Genomic DNA, 18,510 nt, shown 5'->3' on the forward strand with positions numbered 1-18,510 from the left:
GTACACGAGCTCTTAAGGAATGACCCCGATGGATCAACCTGACCAAACATTTACAACGCTGCTGCAAATCCTGACCGCTCGCCGCTATCCCTGAGCGAAAACCTTCCTTCCTGATCAAAAACCCGGAATCCCCTGCAAAAAACGCTTCAAAATCGCTTGACAATTTCAATGCAAGCACGCGTCGAGGGAAAACCGGCTTCATATTTCTTAAAGCGGCGATCTCGCTGGATCTGTTCAAAGAATATTCGGAAGTCTTGATCTTTCTACCGTCATTCTACCAGAAACAACGACCACCCACCTGCTTCAGGGGATGGTTGACACGATTCTAACTCCTGGTTCAATCGTTTTGTCTAACCTTTTCCCTAAGATTACCTATCTTCCCTAAAAGTTCTGATCTTTGGCGTCGGGCCACCCACGATCAGAGCCGATTGGTCGCTCACCGCACCACCCTGTGGCGGCATGCCGACGCCCCAAATTTCAGCAGCAAACGACAAGCGGCCACCTCCCCCCCGCGACAAAACGACCTATGTTTCGAAACAAAAAGACAAAACAACGAATGGGAGACATCCTGCCTCTGACGGCCAATCGCTCAGGTTCCAGGCAAGATCCGCTCTCCACGGGCGAAACCTTTCCAGCGTGCAGTGGTTAAATCAGCAACCGAGATCCTGCGCGTTGCCCGTGGTCGCCCAATGACCCGTGGCTGCCCAATGACCCGTGGCTGCCCAATGACCCGCCCGACGACCTAGCCATTGATTCGCACAGCGTTTGATTCGATGACTTCAGCGGGTTCGCGACTTAGGACTATCGCCACGACAGAACGCTGGTAACTACCGGCCGTCGCAGACAGGAGTCATTGTCAGCTTCGTCACCGGATCGACAGAACCGCGACGCGTGCCCTAGACCGGCACGCAAAACCAGACTGAAACCCATTTGATGATTGATCCTCAAGGGCCATTGAGCACTCTTTGCTAGTGCTGCCTGAGAAAGTTTGCCTTGTTGTTTGATCTTTGATGACAATAGACTGATGACCGGGTCACTCCCCCACCGCTCGCATCGCGCTGCGGTGGTCGCTGGAGTGCCGATTCACCTTCCCCCAACCCCCGCTCCAAGCTTGCATCCAATGAACGCTTCGCTTTCCAAGCCCTTATCAGTTTCCAGACGTCACCCCGCAGCCCTTCGTCGTGGCAATCGCCGCGGCTTTACCTTGTTGGAACTGCTGTTGGTCTTGGCGATTCTGGTGATCCTTGGTGGTACCGTTGCTTACAACGTCGTCGGCATTCAGGCAGGCGCCAGCGAAGACGTGACCAAAACGAATATGGAAAAGATCGACACCGCGATCAAGATGTACCAGATTCGCATCATTTCGCTGCCCAAGACACTCGAAGAATTGCGTGATGGCCCGTCCGATGCGGACAAAGCCAAAAAGTTCCCCAGCGGAGGCTTCCTGGAAGAGATTCCATCGGATGGCTGGGGCAACGAGATCAACTACACGATCAGTGGCGCAGGTTTTGAACTGCGCAGTGCAGGGATCGACCAACAAATGAATACCGACGATGACATCGTGGTGTCCAAGAAATAGGTTCGTTTGCTCGGTTCCTACAAGAGCGCACCACGCGTCAGGCGGACTCGAATCGATCCGCCACCGGCGAGAGCGAATTTCGGGGACAGACACCTAGTCTAATGAGCATCGTGCCCTCGCGGTCGTCCACCGCGGTCAATCTGATGAAGACAGGACATCTCAAGCAGGATGCTTTCCGACTTATCCGCACTCTCTTCTGACCATGCACTCATCTGTCCCACTTAATCAGCCGCTTGCCAACGGCCATGCGCCTCGCGCGATGGACCCAATGCGCACCGCGAGCCCACTGGGACAGCGTCAGCGCAGCGTGTTGTCAAGAGGCTTCACGGTGCTGGAATTACTGCTGGTGCTCTCGGTGATGGCCATCATCGCCGCCGGAGCACTGCCACAGGTCTTGTCACTGTTGAGCGATCGCCGACTGGTTCGCGGATCTCGAATAGTGCGTGAAGAGATGCTGCAGACTCGAATCGATGCCATGCGTCAAGGGCGCACGTTGATCATGGACGCAGAACTCGAAACAGGAACGCTTCGCGTGCGCCCCTATCAATCATTGGCCGATGCGGTCAACGCAATTGACCAAACGGGCTCACAGGAAGCGTTGCTCACCGGCTCGGACCAAGGCATGATCGCGACAGTGGACATGGACGAGCCGACGCCAGAGGAGATTGAACTTCCGGAAGAAGTCACCATCGAATCGATCAACGTTGTCTCCGCGGCGCGTGCCTTGGAGGTCCAACAGACGATCAGCCAGACTTCCAGCGGTCAGTCAAGTTCACCGATCCTATTTTACGCTGATGGCACCACGAGCACTGCTTCGGTCACTCTGGCACATCCTACACATGGACAAATCACCATCAAACTGCGTGGGGTGACCGGCGACGTTACCCTTGGTGAAGTCGAGGGCAGTGACCAATGAGCTCTCCCATTCAGAGACAAACCACCACCGCACGCCTGCAACTCAACGGCCAGAAGACGCGACAACGATCAGGTTTCTCGCTGCTGGAAATGATGCTGGCACTGGCGATTCTGGGCACTAGCCTAGCAGTGCTGGCCGACATTGCTGGACTGGGTGTGACCGCTGCTCGCGAAGCCCAAGCCTTGGTCACAGCTCGAATGATTTGCCAGAACAAGTTAACCGAAACGCTGCTGAACGTTGATGGCGGACTGGCTCCGACCCCGGTCAGTCGCAATGCGGTTGACTCCTACGACAGCGACTCTTTGGAGACGTTCTATTTCACTCTGGAAATCAATCCCGGTGAAATCAGCGGCCTTCTGTCTCTTCGCGGCACCGTGGAAGTCATGGATCCCGAAGAACAAGTGACGATCGCAACGTATTCGATCGACCGCTGGATCGTCGATCCGGACATCGGGTTGATCGAAATGGAGCAAGAGGAAATGGCGGCTCGTGAAGAGATTGCCAATGGTGGTGCTGCAAGCGGAGGGATCGAATGAGTCACGCTTGTTGCCCGCGATCGAAACGGCATTTCGCTGGCGGTTTCACGCTGCTGGAAATGGTGCTCTCACTAGCCCTGTCCCTGATCATCCTAGGCATGATCAGCTACGCATTGAACTTCTTTACCATTGAAGTCGATCGCAGCGATCGAGAAATCCGCCGCACCATGCTAGCCGCGGCACTGATGCAGATGATCGAAGACGATCTTGCAGGCGCCTTACGCCCCAAACCACTGGACACCTCGGCGCTGGAGGAACTGCTTAGCAGCACCGCGCAGGGTGCGGCCTCGATGGGTGGCGCAGCGGCCGGCGGAGACGACACATCCGACACCGATGACGCCAGCGCTCCCCCCGACGATTCCACCACGGGTGATAGCGATGTCCTCACTGACGACACTCTGGAGACCGGCGATACACTGGGCACCCTGGTCGAGCCAGGTTTGATCGGAAACCAGTTCCAGCTGCAATTTGACACCAGCCGTCTGCCAAGGCTGGAGGAATACACCAACATCATTGACGATGAAACCTTCAGCACCGTCGTCGATGTCCCCAGTGACATGAAAACCGTCACCTACTATGTCCAGCAAGCCGGCGCGATGTCGGTTCAAGACCAAGCAGCCAAACTGAACAACCAAACGGACAGCAGCGTCAATCAGGGCGGCGGACTAGTACGTCGCTCGATCGATCGAGCGGCCACCCAGTTCAGCATGAACAATGGCAACTTGACCACCTTGATGCAAACCGGAGACGTCTTGGCGCCGGAGGTCGTGGCGATTGAGTTTTCTTACTGGGACGGCCTGCTTTGGCAGATCGAATGGGACAGTGACTTAACGGACTCCTTGCCCCTGGCCATCAAGGTCACCATGCAAATGATCGACCCCATGGACCTGGACGCTGAACAGACACCGCGAGTGTTTGAACACATCGTCCGTCTACCGATGGGTGAAATGGCTGAAGAAGAAGAGGAAGAAATGCTCGACGGCACGACCTCTTCGGACACCTCTAGCGAGGCCGTCCAATGAACCAATCACGCTTCTCTGAATCAGCAACGAATCACCGCCAAGCATTCGGACCGCGCCGCAACGGCTTCTATATTGTCATGGCCTTGGTCATGATTGTCGTAGCCACCTATGGCGTTTACTCATTCAGCAACATCATGGTGGTCTACGATGACGCGGCGTATTTACGCGGCGACATCGTCCGTGCTCGCGCCGCAGCCCAGTCGGGAATCGAGTCCGTCCGACTGCTGCTGTCAAATCCTCCCGTTGAACGCATCAACATGGGCGGCGTTTACAACAACGCCAACCTGTTTCAGTCGGTCCCCGTTTCGGCTCAAGATGAAGGGAATGTTTGCAACTTTTCGATCGTCGCTCCGTCATTGACCGAAGAGGGCTCACTGGGAGGTGTTCGGTTTGGACTGCAAGACGAATCGACGCGGCTAAACGTCAACACGCTGATCGTCTTAGAAGAAAACGCACAGGGATTAACCGCAGCTCTGGAACTGATGGCAGCCGCCACCGAGAGCGACCCGTCGTCACTAATGTTAGGCGACAGCTTGGCGACGTCGCTGTTGCTGGCGCTACCGGGAATGAGCCCCGAACTTGCCGACTGTATCATGGACTGGTTGGACGCCGACGACGAAGCCCGACCCTATGGAGCCGAAAGCGAGTACTACAGCACACTGCCGACACCCTACGAACCGGCCAACGGCGCGGTGACGAGTGTCGAAGAATTGCTGCTCGTCAACGGCATGACACCCGCGTTACTCTTTGGTGCCGACGCCAATCGCAACGGTGTTTTGGATCCGGACGAACAACAACGCTATAACGTCACCGTGGACACTCCCGGTGTGCTGGGCTTGGCAAACTACTTGACCGTGTACGGCAAGGAAGCCAATAAGCAATTGGACGGTTCGTTTCGAGTGAACGTCAATTCGGATGACCTGGAAACGCTTTACGAAGACCTGACCGCCGTGCTCGAAGATGAACGGTACGCCAGTTTCATTTGCGCCTACAGGCAATACGGCGCCCCGTCGGCCCAACTGACCAGCTCTCTTGCTAGCGCATCGGGCGGCAACAGTCAAATCAACCCTGGGGCGACCTCAGGCGGTACGCCGCAACCTTGGGATGTCGGTGTGATGTCAGATTTGGACCTCAGCGCTGGCGGCGACAATAAGTTCACACAAGTCTTACAACTGGTCGACGCCACGGTCACCATCGGTTCGGGCAACAACGCCAGGACTTACTCCAGTCCCTTCGATTTGCTGACACTGGAATCGTACCTTCCAATTATCATGGACAGGCTGTCGACCTCCGATTCGCCAGAGATGCCGGGCCGGATCAATATCAATGAATGCCCTGCCGAGATGCTCTACGGGATTCCGCTGCTGACCGAAGAACAGGTCGGTTTGATTTTGGAATCACGCAACTCGGCCGGTGACGACGAAAACCACCAGTTTGAAACTTGGCCGCTGGCCGAGGGCATTTTGACCTTGGATCAAATGGTCAACGTGCTGCCTTTGATCACCTGCGGTGGTGACGTGTATCGGGCCCAAGTGGTCGGTTACTTCGAATCCACCGGCTTGTTCCATCGTCGAGAAGTCATCATCGATGCCACGACAGTCAATCCTAAAGTGATTTTCTTTCGTGACTTAAGCCATCTGGGACGCGGCTTCGACCTGTCCGTCCTGGGACTCCGAAACTCAATCACCGAAACACAATAACTCCGCTGTCTCGTTTGACGAATCAGCTCAACTGTGAACCGCCCGGTCAACAACCGTTGTTCATCTAGCAACAAGTCCAATCGTTATGCCACAGAAAATCGCCCTCGACTATGACGACAATGAGCTTCGTGTGGTCGTTGCCCAGTGCAGCGGATCACGCGTGCACGTGTCCGATGCGCGAGTCATCCCCATTGATGAATCCAGCTCGCCCTCCCAAGAGCTGCGCAGCTTCATTTCCGAAAACAGTCTGCAAAAGACCGATGTTCTGGTCGCTGTTGGTCGCGGCAAAGCGGAACTGCGCGAACTGCGTTTGCCGATTGTGCCGCCAGAAGAACTGCCTGACATGGTTCGCTTTCAGGCCATCCGTAGCTTTGCCTCGGCAAGTGACCGAGCCCTGGTGGATTTCTTGGAAACGGGTCGCGACGGCGAGATCTCATTGATCGCAGCTGCGATGTCGCCTACCGACATGGACCAACTGAGAGAACTTTGCCAGACTTCAGAGCTGAACATTCAGCGGGCAGCCTTGCGACCGCTGACCGCGGCGCCACTTTACCTGAAGTCCAAGGGAAGCGTCCCCATTTGCGTCTTGATCGACCTCTTAACGGACGATGCCGAGATCACCGTCGCTCGTGATGGCAAGGTGATCTTCGTGCGAACCGTTCGCCTGCCACAAGAAGACGAGCATCGCAGCAACGCCATTGCCGCCGAAATCAAACGGACCCTGATGGCCTGCGGGGAAACCAACCACGCCGATCGCATCATCGTCTGGGGAACACAGCAAGTTCATCAAGCTGACCTGGATGCCATCCGAACCTCGTCCGGTTGCCAAGACGTCCAAGCAGTGAACCCCTTTGACTTGGTCGATCTTAAAATGCCTGCCGATCAGGTGCCCGCACATGTTGGACGATTGGCCCCACTGGTTGGCCTGCTGGCAGCCGACGAAGGATCACCACAGAGCCTGATCGATTTCCTGAATCCACGCGAGCGCCCCGAAGACAAACCGGACCATGTCAAACGAGCTTGCATGATCGGTGGCCCGATCGCGGCAGTGGTTCTGGTCGGCGCTCTGATCATGCTGCAACTGCGTTCGCTGGACCAACAGATCGCGACCGCTGAAACCACCGCCAACCAACTGGCCTCCAAAGCGGACGAAGCCCAGAAGCGCGTTGCCCAAACCGAAGAAATCGACGTCTTCCTGGACGAGGACGTGCACTGGCTGGACGAATTCAAACGCATTGCCGCCAACGTGCCGCCAAGCGACCAAATGATTGTCAGCAACGTCTACGCCAGCTCCACTGCCAAGGGCGGCGGAACCATCAAGTTCGCCGGAGCAGTGGTCTCGCCGGATGTCATCGAAACGATGGAGTCCGCGCTTCGTGAAGCCAACTACCAAGTCCAAAGTGGCAGTTCCAACAAACTGCCCCGCGCGACTCGCTACACCTGGTCCTTCGATGAAACCATTACCATTCCCGCCTCGGCGGTCCGCCAAGCTCGCGAAGAAAGACTGGCTGCTATGAAAGCAGCGGAGAATGGCGAAACCGCCGACCCAAAGGAAGCTTCCGAATCAGAGCCAGCCGAACAGACGGCCCCCGTGACTGAGCAGCCCGCTGAAGATCAAGAAGCTGAAGATCAAGAAGCTGAAGATCAAGAAGCTGACGACCAAGAAGCTGACGACCAAGAAGCTGACGACCAAGAAGCTGACGATCAAGATGCTGACGCACCAGTCGAGTCAACAGAGCAGCCATTGCCTGACGACCAGACAAAGCCCTCCGACCAGGAGGGTGAATCGGCTGTGCCGGATGCCTCCGAAGCGTCTTCCGAAGCTGCCCCAGAAACCTCCGTCCCTGATTCATCGGCCTCTGGAGCCGAGGCTTCGCCCACAACCACCTCCCCACCAACCACTGACGCTGCAGCAACATCCTCTCAGGAGCAAGACCAATGACACAACGAGAACGCTTTTTGGCGATCCTAGTCGGTGGCGGCGTGCTGCTGGTTGTCCTCCAGTGGTGCTTCACAAGCTATCGCGGTGCCGTGCAGCAACGGCAGACAAAACTGTCGACCGTCTCGAATCAAATCAAGACGCGCACCGAGATGCAATTGATGGGAGAAATTGCCGCGGTACGGATGGACGACTACGCGCTGCGATCGCTGCCCAGCGACATCAATCAGGCTCGCAGTCTGTACACCGGCTGGCTGCTATCGGTCATGAATTCGAACAACGCGAAAGACATCAAAGTAATGCCCAGCACGCCGATGCCAGTCCGCGCGAATAAACCCGATGGCTATGATCGCTTGGCCACTCGCCTGCCGTTCAATGTGACCGGCAACAGCGAGATCGAAGACTTGCTGGCGATCCTGCATGACATCCAGGCCAAAGGATTCTTGCACCGGATCAAAAAAGTCGATTTCAAGCCGTCGCGACGAGGCGAAGGCTTTGACTTCTCGCTCGATATCCATGCCTTGGCACTGGCCACCGCACCAGAGGAACCGCGTGAAAAAGATCATGGAGCCTGGCGAGTGGAACCGGACCTGGAAGGTTACAAAAATGTGATTTTGAATCGCAATCTGTTTGAACCGCCAAACAACAAACCCTCGTTTGCTGGCATCCGAGCCCTTGAAGGCATCATCGGTCGCGATGAATCATTCACCTTGGCATTCAAAGATGCCGAAGATCATGCGCTTTCGTATGAAATCATCGATGGCCCTGGCAATGCCCAGATCGATTCACGAACCGGAACCCTGCGGATTCGCTCCGACGAAGTTTCGGAACTGGAAGTCACTGTCCGCGCAATCGACGATGGCTACCCCAAACAAACCACCGAAGAAACCCTGGTCATTAAGTTCGTTGAACCGCCACCACCAGAAGAACCCGAACCAGAGCCGCTGAAGTTTGATGACGCCAAACAAAGCTATCTGACCGGACTGGTTCAAGGCGCCAACGACTGGACTGCGTGGATCAATGTTCGCACCCAAGGCAAGACGCTGAAGCTGCGCGTGGGTGACGAATTCCAAATCGGCAGCGTCCGTGGCACCATTACGTCGATCAACGCTGATCAAGTGGAAATCAAACTGGACGACAAACTCGTGACGCTGACCAGCAAAGTCGCGCTGAAGGATGCTGTTGATCAAGCATCCGAGTAATCCGGCCACCACGGGCACGATGACGAGACAGGCCACTGCATCACAGGCCACTGCATCACAGGCCACTGCATCACAGGCCACTGCATCACAGGCCACTGCATCACAGGGCCCCCGACGCAGCTTGCCACAATCAACCGCCAGGCCCCTGGCCGATCGGCACTGCTCTGATGCTTTGCGCTGATGCACTGGGCTGATGCACTGGGCTGATACTTGGGGCTGATACTTGGGGCTGATCACTTCCCCCGCTCGGATCACTTCGTCAGCGCACCTGATCGCGGGGAGCTTCTCGTCTGGAAATCGACGGCGTCTGGCAATCCAGCGCAGGCAAAGTTACACTTGGGTGCAGCGGACCACCTCAGTCCCTCCCGCCTTTTTCTTTCCGCTGGATGATCCATGCCTGAATCAAGAACCCACAAGGCTCTGCAGCGCATCGTTGCTGCCGCCACGCTTTCCATCCTTGGTGTCAACGCTGCCGCAGAATCTCCCTGGCCCCAGTTCCGTGGCCCAGCCGGTGACGGCATCGTCACTGACTGCGAAGTGCCACTGACGTTTTCTGATTCGCAAAACGTGACTTGGAAAACGGAACTCGAAGGCAAGGGCTGGTCATCACCCGTGGTGGCTGACGGAGTGATCTGGCTGACCAACTCGATTGAAGTCTTGCCAACCGAAGAGGAGCGGCTGGAAATTTTGAAAGCCAGCGGCGTGGAGGAACGGAAATTCAAACAGCTGGCGGTTGCCAAATCGATCCGCTTGCAACTGCTTGCGCTGGACCTTCAATCGGGCAACTTGCTTGACACCATTGAACTGACCACCGTTGAGCCTCCGGATCCGATTCACCCGCTGAACAGCTTTGCCTCGCCGACGCCTGTCATCGATGGTGACTACATTTATTGTCACTTCGGAACCTACGGCACGCATTGCATTGACCGCGCCACCAAGAAAACAGTCTGGCAACGCCAGCTGCCTCTGGAACATGGCGTCGGCCCTGGCAGCTCACCCTTCATCGATGGCCCGCGTTTGGTCTTGATTCAAGATGGCATGGATCGGCAGTACGTCACAGCGCTCGACAAGCTGACCGGCAGCACGATCTGGGAAACCGACCGCCCCGAAATGGACGCTCCCACCGGCGACCAGAAAAAGGCCTACTGCACGCCGATCAAGATTGTCGATCCCCAAGGACGCCCACAATTGATCTGCATGGGATCACAGTGGATGGTTGCCTACGCTCCAGAATCTGGCAAGGAAATCTGGCGCGTCCGCCATGGCAAAGGCTTCTCAGTCGTCCCGCGACCTGTTTACGCGGACGGCGTGGTTTACTTTTCCACGGGGTTTGGCAAAGCACAACTCTGGGCCGTAGGCGTCGACGGGTCCGGTGATGTCACCAAGAGTCATGTGAAGTGGACTGTCCTGAGCGGTATCCCCACCAAACCCTCGCCGCTGGTTCACGATGGCCTGATCTATGTGATTGGAGACAGCGGCATTGCCCGCTGCTTTGACACCAAGAACGGCGAAGAAGTTTGGCGCAAACGAATTGGCGGCAAGTTCAGCGCCTCGCCATTACTGGTCAATGATCGAATTTACCTGGGTTCGCAAGAAGGCCTAGTCACCGTGCTAAGCGCTGGGGCGGACAGCGAGATGATCGCGGAAAATCAAGTCAGCGGACAGATCATGGCCAGCCCAGCAGTCTTCGATAACATGATCATCCTGCGAACCAGCGAAGCGGTTTACCGAATTCAGTAACTTGCCGAGCACGGGTATCTCCCTCTCACTACCGGACCTTCCTCTCGCCAGCTGGCCATTTTCAGGCCAGCTGGCTTTTCTCTATCAAGCCAGCAAATGACACGCCGTTACTATGTTCCCGACCTGCTTGAGCAGCACGGTTCGTTGGCACTCTCAGATGAAGAGGCACGGCATGCAGCCCGCGTGATGCGACTGCAGCCGGGGGACGCTCTTGAATTGTTCGACGGACAAGGACATCAGGCCGATGCCGTCGTGCTGCACATCGACAAACGCAGCTGCACGGTGCAGTTCGAACCCGCCGCACTTGTCGACCGAGAACCTCGCCTGCACAGCCACCTGCTGATTGCACTGCCCAAACCGGAACGGGCCAAAGAGATGGCCGAGCGGCTCTGCGAACTCGGCGTCGGCGAGATCACGCCGGTGTCTTGCCAACACACACAGCGGCCACCCACTCGCAACCTCCTGGAAAAACTCCGCCGCACCATGGTCGAGTCGTGCAAACAATCGACTCGCAACGTCGTGCCAGCACTGAACGACTGCATCGGCTTTGAACAGGCGGTGGAACTCGCCAAGGACAATCCACCACTCGCCGCCTGGATCGCTCATCCCGGGGGACAAGAGTTGCTGGGGATCGACCTCGCTGAGCGGTCGTCAAACACAGAGAAACCGCCAAGTGGCCGCCAGAGCGTGCTTGCCTTGATCGGCCCTGAAGGGGGCTTCACCGATCAGGAAATGCAGATGGCCAGCGAAATGGGCTGGACCAACGTTGGGCTCGGGAAACGAATCTACCGAGTGGAAACGGCGGCAGTGGTGATCCAAACGATGCTCTCTCGCTAAGACCAGCCAACCGAAGCGAGACGGCGACTGGAATCTGCGCGGGGAGAGACTAGCCCAAGTTCGGCTGTCCAGTGGCATTCGCTTTGACCTTGGCCTGCATGACCAGCCCCTGCTTGACCAGCCCCTGCTTGACAGCCTTGCCTTGCTCCCCCGGCTTGCGGCCACGGATATTGCCAACCTGCTCCGGAACAAACCGAGGATCAGCAGGCACAAGCAGCTTGCTGATCGCCAGCTTATTGATGCTCAAATTGCATTCCGCTGACTCTGCCTGCAGCGAAAGGTGCAACGATCGCGGGATGCGAATGGTGATCATTTGCTCCGGCTCCGCCGCATCGGACTTTGAAGTGTCTTCGCTGCGCATCCCGGCCAACATTTCCTGAACGGCGATGAACTGAGGAGTTCCGAAGAACCGCCGTCGCTCAAGCTCTGCGGGGAACAATTGCACCACGATGCCTTCCACACCCAGGATCTCACGATAGAACGCCACCCAGCTTCCGGTGCATGTGAAGGCCATCGAAGCCACTTCCACGGCTTTCCGGCAGCGTTCGTCAAAGGTCCCCACGCAGGGGACTGGATCCAAGCTCAAATCTGCACCAGCAGGTACAGGTGCCTTGCGACGTCCACGTCGAGCCCCTGATTGTGGCGTCTCATTCGTCCCTGCATCAGCGACTAGTTCAACTCCGCCAGTCAACGAACTTGCAGCTTCAGTGACTTCGGGGCGGCCAGCAACTTTCTGAGATTCCAACATGGAAACGATTCCTTTCAACGACAAACAAAGACAGGCGATCAACAATCCGTTGCGCCCCACAGCCGGTCGCTCGCTGGCACCGGCCAGAGAAAAGCGATTGACTGCAACCCAGTGCGTGATCGGTGAATCACGATGACATGGGGCTTGGACACGACTCACACCGCCGCCGCGTCGCAACTGCCACGATCTTCGCCCCGCGTCAAGCAGCAAGCCGCAAACCACTTCCAGCAAGAGACTTAAGGCAGAATCGCCCCGGTGCACAATCCGCAGGCACGCTGCCAGAGGCGACTGCCTCGAGAAGTGCACAAAAAAAGAGCACCGAAAACACCCTGCAGCCAAGGTGTCCAGCTAGCATTAAAAGAAGTTTCACGAAAAAGTTTCGCGTGAATCTGGCCGGCACCAAAGCGAGCCTACCGGCCAGCCTGCTTAGCGGCTTTGGCGATCGCCGCCAGCCTGCCTGGCCAGCCTGCCTGGCCCGAGCCAGTTCCCCGACTCGCCCCCCAGCGACCCAATCCAGGCTTCACACCCATTGCAGACGCATGCAAACCTTCAGCCCCGACAACATCCGCAAACGCAGCGATGGCTGATGGCGACTGACCCAAGATGACGCGGTCCGATTAGCAGACGGACCGACACAAATTTGCGGTGAAAAATGGAAACACAGAAGCACCGCAATACCGAAGCAACGTCGCTTCCACTGCAACCCTCCGCCAGCGTTTTTTTGGCCGGGGCGGGAGTCGCGCGATTCTCGCGCTGGCAATCAGTCACCGACGCCTAGATCATCGTCAAACGAATCGAGGATCAGATTCAACTCTGCTTCCTCATGCAACTGGAACTTGCACTGAAAGACATCGAAGCGTTCAATCCACTTCGCCAACTTCTCAAGATCCGCGCGATCGATCCGAGCGACCTGATCACTTAGCGCTTGAATCTGCGTGAACAAGCCTGGGTGTTGAGCCCTCAATCGCTGCGCTTCGACACTTCGGTGCGGAGCCACATCGACGGCATCATCGAAATAGCCGTACGCTTCTTCGAGCGAAAAATGAATGGCCAATTGGTCGCACAACTGTTCAATCAGCCCGACCAGTTCAGAGTAGTGATTGGAGGCAACCTGTCGGTGTGCGACCAACTCTCCTGCTCGATCCCACAGCGTTTTCAGCTGGCGGTTATCGTCTTTGATCTCTTTTAGAAAAGCCGCATTGATTGTCAGCCCGCTTTGCAGCGTTCCGGCAGCCTTGTGATCATTCGCCGGCGCGGTTGCTGCAAGGCTTGACGACGCAGCCCCAGCGACAGCGCGACTCGAAATGAGTGAATCAGCCATCAGCGTCCTCCGTTGGTTAGAGTGCTCTTATTCTACCCTTAAATCGGCTCTGATGCGTGAATCGTTCCCAAAAACAGGGAATTCACCCCCTTCCAATGACCACAGAAAGCACATCAATCAGATCATTTTCCCCGACAGATAGCATCAAGAGGCGATCGAAACCCAACGCCACACCACTACATGCGGGAATCCCCTTGCGCATCGCGTTCAGCAGCATGGTTTGCTCGGGCAAGGCCGCTTTGCCGGTCGCTAGCCGCTGCTGATTGCTCTGTCGGTAACGCTGCAGCAGCGTTTCGGCATCCTGCAATTCGTCATATCCATTCGCGATTTCAATCCCGTCCACAAACACCTCGAACCTAAGGGCACACAGCGGGTCACGCTCACTTGGCTTTGCCAGCGCCGCCTGGGTCAAAGGGTAATCCGCCAGCACGCAAGGGCGTTGCTTGCCCAACTGTGGCGTGATGGCAAACGACATCAAGGCGTCCAGCAATCCGTCACGATCCTGCTTCAGCGAGTCAACCAGCGTGGTATTCGAACGAACGGCATCCACATCGGCCAGCGCATTGGCGAGCTGTTCGATCGAAGCGGTAAAGGGATCAAGATTCGAGTGTTCCGCAAAGCACTCCCGATAGGTCACTCGGTCATGCCCAGTGCTGCCCAGCGTGCGACCGATTAAATCGACGGTCAACTGAATTGCCGACTCATAGTCTCCGCCCACCTCGTACCATTCCAGCATCGTGAATTCTGGATGATGCAACGGCCCTGATTCACCAGCGCGAAAGACGGGGCCGATGCTATAGATCGACGGAGCCCCTTCGGCCAGCAGACATTTCATCACCGACTCAGGAGACGTCTGCATGTAGAGCGACTGCAAGGGACCGGCATGCGGCAGGCCAAGCTGGGCGGCGGACACCGTGACCGGATCCAGATAGGCATCGACCACCGCATCGACAGCCAAGCAGGGCGGCTGAACCTCCAGGAAACCGCGCTGATCAAAATCGCCCCGAACTTGGCGCAGCAACTCGGCACGCTGAGCAAGATAGCGTACATTGACCGTTGGCAAATTTGCTTGTGACGACTGCATGACCCAACATGGAAATGAATTGGTGAACAAACCGACAGCGGAGACCGAACACGGGACGGAAGACGCCTCGCCGAACCAGCAAACCACGTTGCCGCACCAAGATCGCTATGCCCGCCAACGTCAGTTTTGGGCCATCGGCGAACAGGGACAACAACAAATCGAAGCTGCCAGCGTGGCTGTCATTGGCTGTGGAGCTTTGGGAACCGTCGCCGCAGAACTGCTTTGCCGCGCCGGAGTGGGACGGATTCTAATCATCGACCGCGATGTCGTGGAATGGACAAACCTGCAGCGACAGTCGCTTTTCGACTCCAAGGATGCCCAACAAGGCAACGCCAAAGCGGAGGCCGCCTGCCAGCGACTTGCAGAGATCAACCCATCGATCGAATTGATCCCCTGCGTCGCGGATCTGAATCCAGGCAACATTGAATCGCTCCTGCAGGGCGTCGACTTGGCGATCGATGCAACGGACAACTTTGGGATCCGCTTTCTGATCAATGACTGGGCCCTGGCCACATCCTCAGTGTGGGTCCATGGTGGTTGCGTGGGAGCCAGCGGTCAAGTCCGCCTGTTCGATGGATCAACCAGGCCGTGCTTTCGCTGCTTGGTGCCGGAACTTCCCCCGCAAGGCATGGTTGACACCTGCGACACCGCCGGGGTCCTTGGCTCGGCAACCCACGCGATCGCCAGCATGCAAGTCACCGAAGCGATCAAATGGATCTCTGGAAACCGGCAACAGGTCAGCCAAGCGGTGATTGCGGTTGACTTTTGGAACAACAAAACGCGCGCCGTCAGCCTACCGCCAGAGGTGGCTCCGAACTGCCCAGCCTGTGTGGGAAGAGACTTTGAATACTTACAGGGACAAGCACTCGCAACCGACGCGATCTCGCTTTGCGGTCGCAACGCGGTGCAAATCGCAGCGGCCAAATCCACCCCGCCTCCCAGCCTTGACGCGCTGCAATCGCGTTGGACGGGAGTTGGCGATGTGCAACGGACGCGGTTCTTTGTTCGATTACATGTGGATGCTGAAACCAGCGTGACCGTTTTTCGCGACGGCCGAATGGTCGTCCAAGGAACCGACGACTTGGCCAGAGCTCGTGCAATGGTCGACCGTTTCATCGGCCAGTGAGCCATTGCATCGGCCACCCTCCGTCTTTATCGGCCAGTGAACTTTGCCAGACAACATGACAGCGACCGACCTTTCAACCGACCCCTCCGAAATCCTTCGCAGGCATTTCGGCCACGCCCAGTTTCGCCACGGGCAACAAGCCATCATCGAGCATGTGCTGAGCGGCCAACATGCAATGGTGGTGATGCCAACCGGCATGGGAAAGAGTCTGTGTTACCAGATCCCCGCCTTGGTGATTGCTCACGCCGCCGCATCGGCCCAGCATGCCCAGGCAGGCACTGCCAGGCAATCGCCCTCCAGCGCCAGCGCTGTCGCCCGCCCGCTGACTCTGGTTCTGTCACCGTTGATCGCACTGATGCAGGATCAAGTCGATAGCCTGCAACGCCGCAACATCAACGCCACCTTCATCAATTCCAGTCTGGACAAACAGCAACGCGAATCACGCTATCAAGCCGTTGCCGAGGGGCAGCACGACTTGCTATTCGTCACTCCGGAACGTTTTCGCAAAGCGGACTTCTGCGACGTCATCGCTCGCCGGGATGTCAAACTACTGGCCATCGACGAGGCCCACTGCGTCAGCCAATGGGGACATGACTTCCGCCCCGACTACACGCGGATGGCTGAAATTCGCCAGCGACTGAATCATCCCACCACCATCGCACTGACGGCCACTGCCACCGCTGAATGCCGGCAAGACATTTACAGACAACTGGAGATTCCGAGCGATCAAATCAAACTGTTTCACCACGGCATCGATCGCCCTAATCTGACGCTTGATGTCACGCCCGTCTTTGACGAATCAGAGAAACTAGAACAGCTGAACGAATTGCTGTCCGCGCCGCTTCCCGATTCAGGCAGCCTGATCGTGTACTTTTCACTGATCAAAACGCTCCAGCGGTTCAGTGATCATTTGCTGCAACAGCGGGTCGCGCATGTCTGCTATCACGGCGACGTGCCGCGCAACCAGCGCCGGGCGATTCAACAATCCTTTCTTGGTGGCGAATGTGATTTGGTGCTAGCGACAAACGCCTTTGGCATGGGGATCGACAAAGACAACATTCGCATGGTTATCCACGCGGAAACACCGGGATCGGTGGAGTCCTATTATCAAGAAATTGGCCGCGCTGGCCGAGACGGCCAGCCCAGTCGCTGCGTCTGGCTGTACGACCAGAACGATTTGATGACGCAAATGCAATTCATCGATTGGGCCAATCCCGACGCTGCCTTTTACACTCGGCTGTACCAACTGGTCGCGGAACACACCGACCAGTGTGACGCCTTTGGCTTGGAATGGGTCAGCAGCCAACTCCAGAAACGAAGTCGCCACGACCATCGCATTCAAACCGCGATCTCGATTTTGGACCGATACGGGGTCATTGCTGGTCCGCGAGCGCCGGAGTGTTTTCAGATCCTGGCGTCGCTGCCCGCTGAACTGCAAAACGACGAACTGCTAAACCAAAAAAAGCTCCGCGCACAACAGCGTTTGTACGCCATGGTGCAACTCGCCGCAGAAACCGAGGATCGCAAAGAATTCCTGAACCGCTATTTTGCCGAACCGGACGATTCAGCGTTTTAGCTGAGGCGCCACAAGTGAAGCGGTCGAAGGCACCGGTTGCCCGGAGCGATGCTCGGTGACGGTGAACTCGGACCAAACCGGTAGTGCACTAAAGTCCTTTTCAGAGGTGGCTGTGCTCGGTGACTGATCGCTGGCGGCCTTGGCACCGGTCAGTGTGGTCGCAGGACGCTGTTGTCCTGATGCGGGATCGATCGACAGCGCCATCGCTTGCTCGGCAACGGCTTCCCCTGTCACCGAAGCATCGATGAAGACATGATCATTCGTCCAACGAGACGGGCTGTTACGCAGCATCATCTCATCCAACGCGACCACGCCTGGAATGCCACGAATCGCTCCCAGCGCCGTTGGCGGCCGGGCGAAGTCTCCTAAAACAACGAAGTCGTCTTCACCAAAACGCTCCTGCTCAAAAACTCGCACGTTGCGATAAACATTCGCCAGAGCGTCCAATTCACGATCGACGAGTTTGGCATCCGTCGCATTGCTTGTCGCACTCGGTGCAATCACCACATTGATTGCCGTGAACCGGAACGGCACGCCGGCTCCTTCCGGAAGACGGGCAACAAAACTGGCAACCATTGGCGGGCGAGACATCATGCCGCTGGGATCCGAGACCAAGTAAGCGCTTTCCTTGACCAACCCGAGACGTCGCCGATCGAATAAGAACGCGTAGCTGACATCGCGGCTGGGCCCTAGCTTTTGGCTCACAACGGCCTGATATTGAAACCCCTTTGCTTCAAGCATCTCAATTAATTTCAGCAACGCTTGATCATCTTGATCGCGCAATTCCTGCAAGGCCAGACAATCATATTGCGCCACGACCTCAGCCAAAGCCGTCAGGGAGGCTTCGGACTGTTTGGCCAAACTTGAACTGGAATCCACGAAACGCTGCAGGTTGAACGTGCCCAGTCGCAATCGCTGAGAGCCTCGATTGGAGACCACTGTGGCGGATCCTGCTGCGGTCAAACCATCCATGCCGGAGAACGTCCAACCTTGGATCAGAAAGAGATAGGCACCGAACAGTAACGCAAACAGCGTGAATCCTGGCCCGAGCCAACGCAGTGGACCGAGCCCGGACAAAGAGCTTTTATGGCGTCGTTTTGATAGCAGTCCCACCTCGGCCTCCTACCGCACGAATGGATTGGTTCGGTCGTTCACTGTTCTTAGAAACCGCTCGATGCTGACCG

16 protein-coding genes are annotated in these 18,510 nt (G+C 56.8%); 12 read left to right on the forward strand and 4 right to left on the reverse strand.

Annotation, left to right across the window (positions count from 1 at the left end):
• Nucleotides 1-1,024: 1,024 nt before the first annotated feature.
• The 9 genes from SV7mr_RS16910 to SV7mr_RS16950 all read left to right on the forward strand — a co-directional run bounded on the left by SV7mr_RS16910 (nt 1,025) and on the right by SV7mr_RS16950 (nt 11,471).
• Nucleotides 1,025-1,579, forward strand: a complete 555-nt coding sequence (locus tag SV7mr_RS16910; protein ID WP_419187508.1) for a type II secretion system protein GspG — start codon at nt 1,025-1,027, stop codon at nt 1,577-1,579.
• 202 nt (nt 1,580-1,781) lie between these two features.
• The gene (locus SV7mr_RS16915; RefSeq protein WP_145274776.1) at nt 1,782-2,495 is read left to right on the forward strand and encodes a prepilin-type N-terminal cleavage/methylation domain-containing protein; all 714 of its coding nucleotides are present in this window, start codon (nt 1,782-1,784) and stop codon (nt 2,493-2,495) included.
• Nucleotides 2,492-3,031 carry a type II secretion system protein gene (locus SV7mr_RS16920; RefSeq protein ID WP_145274781.1) on the forward strand — a complete coding sequence of 180 codons (540 nt, stop codon included), beginning with the start codon at nt 2,492-2,494 and terminating at the stop codon, nt 3,029-3,031. Before SV7mr_RS16915 ends, SV7mr_RS16920 begins: the two co-directional genes overlap by 4 nt.
• Nucleotides 3,028-4,053, forward strand: coding sequence for a prepilin-type cleavage/methylation domain-containing protein (locus SV7mr_RS16925; protein ID WP_145274784.1), 1,026 nt, complete (start codon nt 3,028-3,030; stop codon nt 4,051-4,053). Before SV7mr_RS16920 ends, SV7mr_RS16925 begins: the two co-directional genes overlap by 4 nt.
• Nucleotides 4,050-5,753, forward strand: coding sequence for a type II secretion system minor pseudopilin (locus SV7mr_RS16930; RefSeq protein WP_419187509.1), 1,704 nt, complete (start codon nt 4,050-4,052; stop codon nt 5,751-5,753). Before SV7mr_RS16925 ends, SV7mr_RS16930 begins: the two co-directional genes overlap by 4 nt.
• Nucleotides 5,754-5,838: 85 nt before the next feature.
• Nucleotides 5,839-7,695, forward strand: coding sequence for a type IV pilus biogenesis protein PilM (gene pilM, locus SV7mr_RS16935; protein WP_145274787.1), 1,857 nt, complete (start codon nt 5,839-5,841; stop codon nt 7,693-7,695).
• Nucleotides 7,692-8,894, forward strand: coding sequence for a cadherin repeat domain-containing protein (locus tag SV7mr_RS16940; RefSeq protein WP_145274790.1), 1,203 nt, complete (start codon nt 7,692-7,694; stop codon nt 8,892-8,894). Before pilM ends, SV7mr_RS16940 begins: the two co-directional genes overlap by 4 nt.
• A 393-nt stretch (nt 8,895-9,287) precedes the next feature.
• Complete coding sequence (locus tag SV7mr_RS16945) at nt 9,288-10,634, forward strand: outer membrane protein assembly factor BamB family protein (RefSeq protein ID WP_145274793.1); 1,347 nt, start codon at nt 9,288-9,290, stop codon at nt 10,632-10,634.
• 96 nt (nt 10,635-10,730) lie between these two features.
• Entirely contained in the window at nt 10,731-11,471 is a 741-nt protein-coding gene (locus SV7mr_RS16950) for an RsmE family RNA methyltransferase (protein WP_145274796.1), read from the forward strand.
• Between the two features lie 49 nt (nt 11,472-11,520).
• Here the strand turns inward: SV7mr_RS16950 and SV7mr_RS16955 are convergent, their stop codons facing one another.
• On the reverse strand, nt 11,521-12,219 hold the full coding sequence (locus SV7mr_RS16955) for a hypothetical protein (RefSeq protein ID WP_145274799.1): 699 nt from the start codon (nt 12,217-12,219) through the stop codon (nt 11,521-11,523).
• On the opposite strand from SV7mr_RS16955, the gene SV7mr_RS25525 reads away from it, so the two are divergent.
• Nucleotides 12,218-12,355 (forward strand): hypothetical protein, encoded by a 138-nt coding sequence (locus SV7mr_RS25525; protein WP_419187510.1) that lies wholly within the window; start codon nt 12,218-12,220, stop codon nt 12,353-12,355. The two genes, SV7mr_RS16955 and SV7mr_RS25525, sit on opposite strands and share 2 nt — an antisense overlap.
• A 624-nt stretch (nt 12,356-12,979) precedes the next feature.
• Here SV7mr_RS25525 and SV7mr_RS16960 read toward each other — a convergent pair.
• The gene (locus SV7mr_RS16960) at nt 12,980-13,540 is read right to left on the reverse strand and encodes a hemerythrin domain-containing protein (RefSeq protein ID WP_145274802.1); all 561 of its coding nucleotides are present in this window, start codon (nt 13,538-13,540) and stop codon (nt 12,980-12,982) included.
• Nucleotides 13,541-13,622: 82 nt separating this feature from the next.
• A complete protein-coding gene (epmA, locus tag SV7mr_RS16965) occupies nt 13,623-14,624 on the reverse strand; it encodes an EF-P lysine aminoacylase EpmA (RefSeq protein ID WP_145274805.1) in 1,002 nt (333 codons plus the stop codon).
• Between the two features lie 22 nt (nt 14,625-14,646).
• Between epmA and SV7mr_RS16970 the strand changes: the two genes are divergently transcribed.
• Both SV7mr_RS16970 and SV7mr_RS16975 read left to right on the forward strand, forming a co-directional pair.
• Entirely contained in the window at nt 14,647-15,750 is a 1,104-nt protein-coding gene (locus tag SV7mr_RS16970; RefSeq protein WP_419187511.1) for a ThiF family adenylyltransferase, read from the forward strand.
• A gap of 55 nt (nt 15,751-15,805) precedes the next feature.
• Nucleotides 15,806-17,326, forward strand: a complete 1,521-nt coding sequence (locus SV7mr_RS16975) for a RecQ family ATP-dependent DNA helicase (protein ID WP_145274812.1) — start codon at nt 15,806-15,808, stop codon at nt 17,324-17,326.
• Here SV7mr_RS16975 and SV7mr_RS16980 read toward each other — a convergent pair.
• Complete coding sequence (locus SV7mr_RS16980) at nt 17,315-18,439, reverse strand: exonuclease/endonuclease/phosphatase family protein (protein WP_145274815.1); 1,125 nt, start codon at nt 18,437-18,439, stop codon at nt 17,315-17,317. The genes SV7mr_RS16975 and SV7mr_RS16980 overlap by 12 nt on opposite strands.
• Nucleotides 18,440-18,510 lie beyond the last annotated feature (71 nt).

This window comes from Stieleria bergensis, from assembly GCA_007745635.1.
Taxonomy (GTDB): domain Bacteria; phylum Planctomycetota; class Planctomycetia; order Pirellulales; family Pirellulaceae; genus Stieleria; species Stieleria bergensis.